Origin of the sequence: Roseibium aestuarii (genome assembly GCF_008477545.1) — a bacterium.
Lineage (GTDB): Bacteria > Pseudomonadota > Alphaproteobacteria > Rhizobiales > Stappiaceae > Roseibium > Roseibium aestuarii.
Window position 1 is genome coordinate 412,028 of the sequence record NZ_VORA01000002.1, and the last position, 12,483, is coordinate 424,510.

6 protein-coding genes are annotated in these 12,483 nt (G+C 66.8%); 1 reads left to right on the forward strand and 5 read right to left on the reverse strand.

Annotated elements, in window-relative coordinates:
* Window positions 1–11: 11 nt before the first annotated feature.
* From FR728_RS10495 to FR728_RS10505, 3 genes are all read right to left on the reverse strand, one after another.
* On the reverse strand, window positions 12–3,926 hold the full coding sequence (locus FR728_RS10495; RefSeq protein WP_208998763.1) for an AsmA family protein: 3,915 nt from the start codon (window positions 3,924–3,926) through the stop codon (window positions 12–14).
* A gap of 83 nt (window positions 3,927–4,009) precedes the next feature.
* Window positions 4,010–5,425: an FAD-binding oxidoreductase gene (locus FR728_RS10500; protein WP_149892626.1), complete on the reverse strand. Its 1,416-nt coding sequence runs from the start codon at window positions 5,423–5,425 to the stop codon at window positions 4,010–4,012.
* Window positions 5,426–5,660: 235 nt separating this feature from the next.
* Complete coding sequence (locus FR728_RS10505) at window positions 5,661–7,481, reverse strand: chloride channel protein (RefSeq protein ID WP_149892627.1); 1,821 nt, start codon at window positions 7,479–7,481, stop codon at window positions 5,661–5,663.
* Window positions 7,482–7,747: 266 nt separating this feature from the next.
* Here FR728_RS10505 and FR728_RS10510 point away from each other — a divergent pair, with 266 nt between their 5' ends.
* Window positions 7,748–9,427, forward strand: a complete 1,680-nt coding sequence (locus FR728_RS10510; protein ID WP_377175868.1) for a chloride channel protein — start codon at window positions 7,748–7,750, stop codon at window positions 9,425–9,427.
* A 23-nt stretch (window positions 9,428–9,450) separates the two neighbouring features.
* On the opposite strand, the gene FR728_RS10515 is transcribed toward FR728_RS10510, so the two are convergent.
* Together FR728_RS10515 and FR728_RS10520 are read right to left on the reverse strand one after the other, a co-directional pair.
* On the reverse strand, window positions 9,451–10,476 hold the full coding sequence (locus FR728_RS10515; RefSeq protein ID WP_208998764.1) for a phytanoyl-CoA dioxygenase family protein: 1,026 nt from the start codon (window positions 10,474–10,476) through the stop codon (window positions 9,451–9,453).
* Window positions 10,477–10,590: 114 nt separating this feature from the next.
* Entirely contained in the window at window positions 10,591–12,405 is a 1,815-nt protein-coding gene (locus tag FR728_RS10520) for an aminopeptidase P family protein (RefSeq protein WP_149892629.1), read from the reverse strand.
* Window positions 12,406–12,483 lie beyond the last annotated feature (78 nt).

The following is a 12,483-nucleotide window of genomic DNA, read 5'->3' on the forward strand; positions in this document are numbered from 1 at the left end:
CCCCCGGCCGTCTATTGCCCGGCCGGTGCTCCGGTGTCGAAGCCGCGCGCCCGGTTGAGAACATCTGCCGGAAGGCCGATCTCCCGCGCCAGCAGGTCTTCCACGGTCTGGGGCGGCGCAAGCGGCTTCAGGACGCTCTGCCCGCTCTTCTTTTCCTCGACCACCGCGCCAGTCGTTTCCGCTGGCGCCTGCAGTACCTGCCGGATGCGCGCGGCAAAATCGGCCGGATTCTCGGGAGCCGAGATCGGAGCCGGCGTCGCCTGCTGTGCCGGGGGTTCTACCGGAGCAGGGACAGAGTCGATCGGGGCTGGTTCGGCCGGAGCCGGGGCCGGCTCAGGCTGCGGCTCGGATAACGGCTCGGTTTCCGGTGCTGGCTCTTCCGCTGCGCGAGCAGCCGCTTCCTCTGCCGCCCGTGCGGCCTCTTCCGCCTCCCGCTCCCGGCGTGCCCGTTCCTGGGCCTCGCGCTTCAGCTCGCGGGAGAGCTTCTGGTTCTCCAGGATCTCCGATTGCAGCTTCTCGACCCGCTCCACCTCCTGTTCGAAGGCCCGAAGGGTCAGATAGGCCGTGAAGGGCGCCACATTGACCTTGCGCTCGGGCTGCTCCAGCGGTCCGGTGAAGAGAAGCCCCACCTGAGGCTCGCCGCCCACGACGGCCTCGTCCCCCGCATCCACGGTCAGGGAGAAGTCGCTGTCGAGCGTCAGGTCATTCAGGTTGATCTGGGCCGAGCCGAAGAGATTGGCCGCCTGCGCATCGACGGCGATGTTGCGCGCACTGACCCGTCCGCCGATCACGCCGAGAGCGGCTTCCAGCGTGTCGAAGCGCAAGGTGCCCACTTGCATATGACTGAGGAACACCTCGCCGATCCGGTCTTCCGAAAGGTCCAGTCCCGCATCCACGGCCCGCATGACCAGCGAGAAGGCCTGAGGGTTCAGACCGCGCAGCGCCCCTTCGCGAATGGTGACCGTGCCACTGCCGGTAAGGCTCGCGACGATGCCCGAGATCGAGCGTCCCGCCCCTTCCACATCCGCCAGAAGATCCAGCGTGCCGGTGGCGACAGCGCGCCCGTCCGGGGTCCAGACCAGCTGGGTCAGGTCCGCGCCTTCCAGCTTCATCCTGCCGGAGAAGGCTCCCTCCCCGCCAGACCGACGTAGGGCCAGCTGACCGCCGAGGCGCCCGCCCGCAAAGGTCGAGGCGAGATCATCCAGACGCAGCTCCTCCGGACCCAGACGCAGGCGCGCCGAGATGTTCTCGGCCGCTTCCGCAATGCCAAGATCCATGCGTTCGGCCTCAACATCCAGCGCCAGATCGAGCGAGGACAGCAGGGCCTGGCCGAAGGGAGCCGCCGGCCACACGCTGCGGCCCGACCCCAGAGACGACCACTGATCAGGTCCGAGCACCGCTTCACTCAAAGCCTGAAGATCCAGATCGGAGAGCCGGAGCGCGCCCTTGAAGCGGCGCAGGCGCTCGCCCGGGGCCGGATCAAGGCTGCCCTCGACCGACCCGGAAACGCTCACATCCCCCACCTGCCCGGCCAGATCGCGCAAGGCCAGATCGCTACCCTTGCCATCCAGCGCATAGGTCAGGTCCACGGGGATCTCCCCGGACATGACCGGCATGACCCGGCCGACCAGCAGGGCGAAAGGCCCCAGATCCTCCATGGAAAGCGCACCCGTCAGGCTGTAGTTGACGGGCTTGTCCCGCTGCAGGCGCAGGCGCCCGTCGGCGGTCAGGCTCGCGGCGGGTGCGGTTGCAGCCAGAGACAGCTCCAGACCGTCGTCCGGGCGCCCGCTTGCCTGCAGGTGCAGATCCCCCTGCCCCAGCTCGTCGACGGGCAGGATGTCCAGCCCGAGCTGCCGCAGGATCTGGCCGCCATCGGGCCCTTTCAGCGCCACATCCAGATCCACATCAGCCTCGTGCCAGGCATCCACGCGGCCGTCAAAGCGGCCGGTGACCGACGTCTCCACCCCGCCGGCGCTGCCGGAAAGCGACAGGTCCAGCCGGCTGCCGTCGCCGCTCGCCTTGCCGACAAAGCTGCCCTCGAACCGGGCCGGCACGAGATAATCCGCCGCCCGCTCCAGCCGGACCAGCGCCGGCGACTGGGGGAAGGCAGCGCGCAGCAGACCCACGAGCCCATCAAGATCCGTGGCGTTGAGCCGGGCGGACAGATTGCCGACCGGAGCTCCCGCCAGATCGTCCACCCGGCCCGAGACATCCACTTCCGCGCCGGCCAGATCGGCGGTGTAGAGCCGGTCGATCTGCAGATGGTCCCCTTCGAAGGAGGCCTGCAGGCTCAGATCCTTGCCCTGCACGCCGCGCAAACGCGCCTCGCGCGCCCTCAGCATCAGGGAGAGATTGGTCCGCGACCAGAAGCTCTCGCCACCCGCAGCCGGGGCCAGCAGGCCGAGCAGCTCCTCGACCTGGTCCACATCCAGCACGTCCGCCACGAGCGAGAGACCGAATTCGTCCCGGTCCTGCCGGGAAATGCGATAGGAGACGCCGCCTGTGATCGCCGCATCGCCCAGCTCCACCCGCAGGTTCTCGATGGCCGCGCCGCTGTCGACGACATTGACCCGACCTTCGAGCGACACCGGCTGGATCTTGCTCGACCCGCCATCCCCCTCGCCCAGCCAGGCCGCAAAGGCTCCCGGCTGTTCGGACACGACGGAAAGCGAGCCGCGATAGGCAAACCGGTCTCCCAGGGTCAGATCGCCCTCGGTGGCGATCGTCGTGCGTCCGGGCACGCGACCGGCGAGCCGGCTGATGCGCCAGCCGCCGGAGCGGGTTTCCAGATCGAGCCGCACGTCCTGCAGAAGCTCGCCACCGGCGACGACAACGGGCATGTCCAGCGCCAGCGTGCCGGCCATGTCCGGAACCGGCAGGCCCTTCAGGACGTCCAGCACGCGCGTGGCCGCATCGCCCAGCGCCACCGGGGCCTGAGGCCCACCGCCATAGAGCCGGTCCAGATCGATCTGCTTGGCCCGGGCCACCACGTCGAAGCGGCGGTCGCCCGCATAGGTCATCTGCATCTGGCCGCTCATGCTTGAGCGGCGGTCCTGCGGGCCGAAATGATAGTCCGCCTTCGAGACGACGAGCTGGGCCGTGTCGGCGGCAAAGGCGCCCTCTGCGGTCCACAGTTCCTGCGGGCCGTCATCCCCCTGCTCGATCCCCTTGAGCTGGAAGTCCCCATCGAAACGCGGCAGGCCGTCGGTGGTGGTGAAGTTGCCGTCGAAGGACGCGGCGATGGAATAGCGATCCGGCGTGACCCCGCCCTTGATCCGCAGGGAGCCATCCGGCAGACGCTTGCCTGTGGCGAGGGACACCGTGTAGCGCTCGTCGCCGATCACCATCGGCCCGTCGATGCGGAACGGCCCGGCCAGAGAGCGGGCCTGCACCACGAGATCCGCATTGTCGAGCGTATGGGTACGCCCGGAGCGGGCATCCACGACGGTCACCGCACCATCGGAGATCGTGATGTTCTCGAAGGTGACATCCTCGGCCTTCACCTCGGAAATCGCGCCGCGCGCCCGCATGGCCGTCAGCCAGTCCGGCCGGCCCTCCTCATCGAGGGACAGGGTGAGATGGGGGCGATCCAGGCTCATGTCGAGCACGTGGAACTCTCCCTTCAGCAGGGGCGGCAGATCGAGGCGAAGCTGGAAGCGGGAGACCACAAGAAGCGGGTCTTCCGAGCCGCCGACCCGCACGTCGGTGAACGTGACGGTGGGGCTGGGCAGCAGGGACATGTCCGCTTCGCCCAGGACGGTCACCTTGTGACCGAGCGCTTCTTCCGCATAGGTTTCGAACGTGGACCGATACACCGTCCAGTCGACGAAGAACGGCGCAACCAGGGCTGTCACCAGCACCAGGATGATGGCCACGCCGATGCTTATAAAGACCGAGTTCAGGACCCTCTCCTTTTGTCCCCGCACATGAGAGCTGTCCTCCTTGGTAGTGGAAAGACGCCGCTCATGCAAAACCTTGTCTAGGCAAGTTTACCATGAGCGGCGTGCGATCACGCCTCGGGAAGGATTTTCCCCGGATTGAGGATCCGGTCCGGATCCAGCGCCTGCTTCACGGCCCGCATCACATCCAGTGCCGGACCGTGTTCCTTGACCATGTATTTCATCTTGCCCTGGCCGATGCCGTGCTCGCCGGTGCAGGTGCCGCCGAAGTCGATGGCGCGCCCGTTCAGACGCCCGACGAAGGCCTCCGCACGCTCCACTTCCCCAGCGTCTTCCTCGTCCACCAGCACCAGAACGTGGAAATTGCCATCGCCCACGTGACCGACGATGGTCGCAAGAAGCTTGTTCTCGTCCAGGTCCCTCTGGGTCTCGGCAACGCAATCGGCAAGGCGCGAGATCGGCACGCAGACATCGGTCGCCACGCCCTTGGCGCCCGGGCGCAGGGTGAAAGATGCCCAGTAGGCGTCATGACGGGCCTGCCACAGGGCCGTCCGGTCCTCTGCCTTGGTCGCCCAGCGGAATTCGGACCCGCCGAACTCCTCGGCGATGCCGCCGAAGGTTTCGGCCTGTTCCCGCACGCCCGATTCGCTGCCATGGAACTCCAGGAAGAGCGTCGGCTCTTCCGGCAGGGTCAGCTTGGAGTAGATGTTGCAGGCCCGCACCTGCAGCGGGTCCAGCAGTTCGATCCGGGCCACCGGCAGGCCGCACTGGATCGTCATGATCACCGCATCGCAGGCCGCCTTGATGCTCGGGAAGGAGCACATGCCACCGGAGATCGCTTCCGGCTGGCCGAAGAGCTTCAGGGTGATCTCGGTAACGATGCCGAGCGTGCCCTCGGAGCCGACGAAGAGCCGGGTGAGATCATAGCCGGCCGACGACTTGCGCGCCCGCCCGCCCGTGTGGATCACCGCACCGGTCGCCGTCACCACGGTCAGGCCCAGCACCGCGTCCTTCATGGTGCCGTAACGCACCGCGTTGGTGCCCGACGCACGGGTCGCGGTCATGCCGCCGATGGTGGCATCCGCACCCGGATCGATGGGGAAGAACAGGCCGCTGTCGCGCAGGTCGGTGTTGAGCTGCTTGCGGGTGACGCCGGCCTGCACCTTGCAGTCCAGATCCTCGGCATTCACCTCGAGAATGGCATTCATCTGCGACAGGTCGATGCAGACCCCGCCGCCCGGCGCATTCACATGGCCCTCGAGCGACGATCCGGCGCCGAAGGCGATGACCGGCACCTTGCGGGCCGCGCAGCGCTTCACGATGTCGGAAACCTCCTCGGTGCTCTGCGCAAAGACCACCGCGTCGGGCGCCTGGGTCTTCAGCCAGGTGGTCGTGTGCCCGTGCTGTTCACGCACAGCCTGGGAAGTGGAGAGCCGGTCGCCATAGGTGGCGCGCAGCCCCTCGACCACGGCAGCAATCGCTGCCTCGTCACGGTGGATCGGAGCCTGCATCTCTGCCAGAGACATGGTGTTTCCCCTGAGTGTTCTGATGAATTTTCTGGTTGGGTGATGCCTTGCCGGGCCGGTGGCCCGAACGACGCATCCAGGAAAGGGTAGGTGCCACCGGCCTGAGAGGCGCTGGCGGACCGGTGGCAGAACTATGTTTCCGCCACCGGGAAAGGTCAAAGGGTATCGCGCCCAGATCCGCTATTCCGATCCGCTATCCAGATCCGCTATCCGGGCGGACGGATCGTCGCGGCCGTCAGTCGTAGTGGTTCGCGATCACCGCGTCGGCAATCTCCGTCCGGTCGATCACGCCCACCACGTCATCCGGCCGCGGCACCCGGGCCGCGGTATCGGTGATGATGGCGAAAGACCGGCCGCGCTGGTTCATCCGCGAGATGATCGTATTCAGGATCGAGAACTTCGGCGAGACGACGTAGTCGGTCCGCAGCAGATCCTTGAGCGTCTGTCCCGCATAGCGGTCCGGCGCATAGGGCACGGTGCCGAAGCGGACATAACCGGCAATGCGCGCACCGTCGGCGGCGATCACATGGTCGATCCCCTCGTTGGCCACCACATGCAGGGCCTCTTCCACCGCCATGTCGATCGGCAGGATCTTGACGTTGGTGGCCATCAGCTCGCGCGCCTGCTGCACCAGATACATGTTGGTGTGCCGGTTGGTGGGAACCACCTTGCCCCGGTTGCGCAGCTTGATCGTGTAGATGTTTTCCTGGATCAGGGCGCGGCGCACCCCGACGGCCAGCGCCACCGCCAGAACCAGCGGCACGATGACATTGTAGTCGCGGGTCATCTCGAACAGCATGACGATGGCGGTCATCGCCGCCCCCGTCGCGCCGCCCACCACGGCGGCCATGCCGACCATCGCGAATTCCGCCGGCTGGAAGCCGTGCTCGGGGAAGATCAGACTCCCTGCCACGCCGACAAGCCCGCCAAGGGTCGCCCCGATGAAGAGCGACGGCGAGAACACGCCCCCCGAGGCCCCGGCCCCCAGGCTGACGGAGGTCGCAAAGACCTTGCCGAAGAGCAGGCAGGCGAGAAGAGCCAGCGTGTAGGGCGAGCCGTTGAGGATGTCCTGGATCGTGGCATAGCCCACACCCGAGGTGTGATAGTGGCCGGTGACGACGAAGAACCCGTAGGCCAGAAGCCCGACCATCAACATGCCGATGACATTCTGCAGATAGTCGTTGATGCCCAGCGCCGGGAAGAGATCCTCGCACTTGGCAAGGGTCTTGATGAAGGCCCAGGACATGACCCCGGCCAGAGCGCCCAGCACCCCGTAGGCCAGCAGCTGCACCGGATCCACCGCCTCGCTGATGGTCACATCCGCCAAGGGCATAAGGAAGGCCGGGTCCAGACCGAAGACCATGTGGCTGACATAGGTCGCCGTGGCGGTCGCCACCACAACCGGCAGGAAGGTGCGGTTGCTGACTTCCGGCAGCAGCATCTCGACCGCAAACAGCACTCCGCCGAGCGGCGTATTGAAGGTGGCGGCAATGCCCGCCCCGGCCCCGGCCGACAGGAGTGTGATCTTCTGCCAGCGCGACACGTTCAGGAAGCGGGCGATGGTCGAACCGAAGGAGGCGCCGATCTGGATGATCGGACCTTCCCGGCCAACCGAGGCACCCGAGCCGATGGAAATGGCGGAGGCCAGCGTCTTGGCGAGCGCGACCGCGCCCCGGATATTGCCCTTCTTGTGGTAGATGGCGAACATCACCTCCGGCACCCCGTGGCCCTTGGCCTCGGGCGCGAAGGTGCGCACGATCCACACGACGATCAGGCCGCCGATCACCGGCGACAGGATGATCCCCGCGCCCCAGGCACTCGGCGCCTCGAACTCGTTGGCGTTGTAGTGGGTCGACAGCACCCCGTAGAAGAACAGGTTGTGCACCACGTTGATCAGGTGATGGAAGATGGCAGCGCCGGCGGCTGCGACCAGGCCGATCAGAACGGCAATCAGGCACATGACGGGGGTCGAGAAGACACGGTCTTCAATGGGCGCGTCCGGAGCAGCAAGGACATCGGCCCCGTCATGGGGCGCGGCAGGATGAGAAACAGACATGGGACCCGGCTTCCTTGGGTTCGGGCGAGGATCAGGATGAAAGCCGAAAAACGAATCGTCATGCGGCATCCCTGAAGTCACCTCAGAGGATCCGGAAACGATGGGTCAATCGAATGAAGCCCGTCCGTCGTGACTCCGCCTTCAGGCAAAATCAAGGGCCAGATTGCAGAAACCCGAAGTCCAGGGCCGAATTCTTCGGTGTCCGCATTGGCATTTTCCCAAATCCCGATAATCCTTGAGGCAAGAAGAACCATCGCAGTCCGCCCATGTCCGATGACGCCCCAAAACCTGTAAGCCTGCTTCGCTGGATGACAGCGCCCTTGCGGCTCGCCCTTGCCACCGTCCTCTCGACCAGCCGGATGAACCTGCGAGCCCTTTCCGATCAGGGCATGACCTGGGTCTGGGCTGCCGCCCCCGTCATCGGGCTTCTGGTGGGGGCCGCCGCCGTCCTCTTCCGCGAGCTCATAGGCCTTGTGCAGCTGCTCTGGCTCGGCACCCGCTCCGAGCATGTGGTCACCGCGGCACAGGACATTCCGGCCTGGGTGATACTGCTCGCCCCGGCGCTCGGGGGGCTTGTCGTCGGCGTCCTGCTGAAGCTGGTGCAGCCCATGCAGCGCACCTTCTCCGTCGCCGACGTGATCGAGGCCCGGGCCAAGGCCGGCGAGGGCCTGTCCTTCTGGCCAGGCCTCTCCTCCGCCCTGATCACAGTGCTGTCGCTGGGATCCGGCGCAAGTGCCGGCCGCGAAGGGCCGATGGTGCATCTGGGGGCAACCCTCGGCGCCCAGTTCACGCGCCTCCCCCGTCTCACGGCCGCAAGCCGTCGCCTGCTGCTCGCCTGCGGGGTCGCGGGCGCGGTCTCTGCCTCCTTCAACGCTCCCATCGCAGGCCTGCTCTTCGCCCATGAGGTGGTGCTCGGCCATTATGCGCTCTCGGCCATCGCTCCCGTCGCGGTGGCCTCCGTGCTGGCGACCATCGTCGCCCGCCTGTGGTTCGGGGATGTGGCCGCCTTCGTCATTCCGGCTCACCAGGTCACATCCTACTGGGAGTTTCCCGCCTTCGCCCTGCTGGGCCTCACTTGCGCGGCCGTGGCCATCCTCTTCCAGTATTCCCTGATTGGCACCGACTGGCTGGCCCGCCACGTGACCCTGCGGATCTGGTTGCGCCCGGCCCTTGGCGGGCTTCTGATCGGGGCCATTGCGCTCGTCTTCCCGGAAATTCTGGGGGTGGGTTACGAGACGACCGATGCGGCGCTCCGCAACCAGCTCGGCCTGGATCTCATGCTGATGCTGCTGGTCGCCAAGACGGCAGCCACCTCCATCACCCTCGCCTCGCGCTTCGGCGGCGGCATCTTCTCCCCCGCCCTCTATCTGGGGGCCATGGCGGGCGGGGCCTTCGGGCTGATCGCGGCAAGGGTCTTTCCGGAACTGGCCTCCAGCGAGGGGCTCTATGCCATCCTCGGCATGGGCGGCGTGGCCGCAGCCGTTCTCGGCGCGCCCCTCTCCACCACGGTGATCGTGTTTGAGCTGACCGGCGGCTATACGCTCTCGCTCGCGCTCCTGCTCACCGTGTCGGTGGCCGTCGGTCTGACCCAGGCCATTCTCGGCCGGTCCTATTTCCACTGGCAGCTGGAAATGCGCGGGCTTTCCCTCTCGGCCGGAAGCCATCTCTATCTGCGGGACCGGGTGAAGGTGCGCGACTTCATGGATCCCCTGCCCGAGCAGCAGGAGGCGCCGGATCCCTTCGATCCGGAAGCGGGCACGCCCTTCCTGCGCGACGGCGACACCCTGACCATGGCCCTGCGCACCTTTGATGAATGCGGCGAGGCCAACCTGCCCGTGGTGGACAGCGGCGATCCGCAGCGCATCGTCGGACAGGCACGCCACGTGCGTTCCCTGCGTTTCTTCAACCACGCGCTCATTGAGGAAGCGACGGAATCCCATCGCTGACATCCCCGTGTTGCGGCAGAAGATCAGAGCGGTGACGGACCCCGGATCAGCACCTTGCCCACATAGGGCTGGGCAGGACGCCTGCCCTTCAACCGCGCCGTGAGCGCCTGTTGCGTCAGGAAGAGCTGCGCCTGACGGCCACGCAGCCCCGGCAGATCAAACGGATCAAGCCCTGCGATCGGCGAGAAGGGATTGCGGCGCAGGGAGCCGTAGATCCCGACGCGCACCGAGGCGCGCGTGCTGCGGCCGCGGGCATGGAACCCGTGCGTATCGGCAACCACCAGCGTGTTGCCCGGAACATCGAAGGCCACAGGCCGCTCGAAACCGTGGTGCGACAGATCCTCCCCGGAGATCCGGAAGGATCCGCGGGCATGCAGCCGGTTGGCGGCGGTGGCCGCCTCCAGGCTCTGCTGGCGCTCCCATTCGAGGCGCCCTTCGGTCAGCCGGTGACTGCCCGGAACATAGGTGAAGGGCCCCTCCTCCATGGGAACGTCATAGAGAAAGAACCAGCACTTCGCGGTGGCGTGGAACGTGTCGGAGTGGAAAAGGGTCTGGGGATCCGCCTGTCCCTTGGCCGGATCCGTCATGACCACATGCAGATAGACCAGGGGATCCGCATCGCTGGAGGCCAGATAGCGCAGGCTGTTCTGGAAGGTCTGCCCTCTCACCAGCCGCCGCAAGACGGGAAGCGGACGCAGCACCTCCGGCGACAAGGGAATGAAACGGGTCACCGCATTGCCCTGCCGCATGTCATAGGCATCGAAACGGGTGGTCTCGACCTCTTCGCGCAGCTGCGCCAGCTCCGGTTCGGAGAGCAGAGAGTCGTAGCGCAGGAACCCCTGCGTGGCATACTCGGCCCGCCGAGCCTCCGGCAGCAAATGCTCCAGCCGGCTGCGGCGCCAGTCGCCCATGCGCTCGGCCAGCCGGATGCGCTGGAGATGCAGTCCCATCTCGTTGAGACGGCGGCTGCCGAGGATCGGATTGTCCCGGAATGACTTCGCCCCGGTAGCCAGCTCCAGCGCCCAGAGCGGCGATTTCACCACATCCATCACCCGCATCGTCCGCACACTCCTCCTCAAGGGGATCGGGCCACCCGCCCGCCCCGGCAGATCGAACGACCGCGCCCCGGCCAACCCGCGGCGCGACCGTCTCAGACAGGCTCCTCAGAGCGGCAACGTCGCCTCTTCGAGCCAGGTCAGGATCGGATCGGCCAGCAGCGGCGCCAGCTCATCCAACACGCGGGCGTGATAGGCATCGACCCAGCGCCGTTCCTCGGCCGTCAGCAGATCCACGTCGATGAGACGCCGGTCGAAGGGCGCAAGCGTCAGGGTCTCGAACCCGAGCATCGCCCGCTCGCCGCCCTCGATCGGGCCGGGTCCGGTGACGATCTCGAGGTTTTCGAGACGGATCCCATATTCTCCGGCCGGATAGTAGCCCGGCTCGTTCGACAGGATCATCCCCGGCTCCAGCGGCACGACGCCGGTCTTGGCGATGCGCTGCGGGCCCTCGTGCACGCTGAGATAGGACCCGACCCCGTGGCCGGTGCCATGGTCATAGTCGAGACCCGCCTTCCACAGGGCAATGCGCGCCAGCACATCGAGCTGCGCGCCGGTGGTGCCCACCGGGAAGCGGGCCGTCGAGATGCCGATATGCCCCTTGAGGACCAGGGTATAGTGCCGCTTCATCTCCGCAGTCATCTCGCCCACGGCGAGCGTGCGGGTGATGTCGGTGGTGCCATCCTCATACTGAGCACCGCTGTCGATCAGGAACGGCTTGCCCACCGGGATCGGCAGGTTGGACGCCCGGCTCACCCGGTAGTGACAGATCGCCCCGTTCGGACCGGCACCGGAGATCGTGTCGAAGGAAATGTCCTTCAGAACCCCGGTCTGGGCCCGGAAATGCTCCAGCTTTTCCGCTGCACTGATCTCGTCCAGCTCGCCCGAGAGGGCATGCTCATCGAACCAGGCCAGGAACTGCACGAAGGCGGCCCCATCCCGGCGATGGGCGGCACGGCTTCCCTCCAGCTCCTGAGCGTTCTTGCGCGCCTTGGGCAGGAGCACCGGTTCGGCTCCCTCCACCAGAGTGCCACCGGCCTTGACGATCGCATCCGCAATCGCCTGACCCGCCAGGTTCGGGTCGACCAAAACCTTCGCACCGGTCGCCCCGAGCCGGGCAAGACCAGAGAGAAACGCACCTTCCTCCTCGATATCCACCAGATCGCTCAAGGTGGAGCGCACGGAGTTGGAGAGCTTCTCGGAACGGATGAAGAGCTGCGGGCGGCCTTCTGCCGGAAGAATGGCGAAGGACAGAGGCAGCGGCGTATGGCTGACGTCCGACCCGCGGATGTTGAGCAGCCAGGCAACCGAATCCGGCTGGGTCAGGACGCTGGCGCTGGCGCCCTTGCGCGCGACGATCCCCTGGATCTCGGCGATCTTGTCGGACGCCGAGCGACCCGCGTGGTGTTCCGGGTAAAGGGCAACGGCCCCGCGCGGCGCCGCCGGGCGCCCCTCCCAGACCGCATCTAGCGGATTGCCATCCACCGCGACCAGTTCGGCCCCGGCCGCATCGCAGACGGCCTTCAGACGACGCACTTCATTGATCGGGTGAAGCATCGGATCAAAGCCCAGACGCTGCCCCGGTTTCAGACGCTCGGCCAGCCAGCCGGTGAGCGGCGCCTCGATCAGGTGCTGGGCGGGGAAGACCGCCATGTCCACCTGGTCACGCACCTGCAGGGTATAGCGGCCATCGACGAAGATCGCGGCCTCGTCTCCCAGCACCGCCGCGACACCGGCCGAGCCGGCAAAGCCGGTCAGCCACTGCAGGCGGCAATCATGGGGGGGCACATACTCGCCCTGATGGGCATCCGCCCGGGGGACGAGAAAGCCGTCGAGGGACCGGCGGCGCAGCTCTGCCCTGAGAAGCGCTGCACGCGGCGCCCCGCAGGATGGATCGGAATGATCATCGAAAGACTGGAACATGCCTCGAAGCTAGGACCGGACGCGGCGCCGATCAAGGGGATTTGCCCGGGCGTCCGTGCGTCCCCTTCAACCATCCTG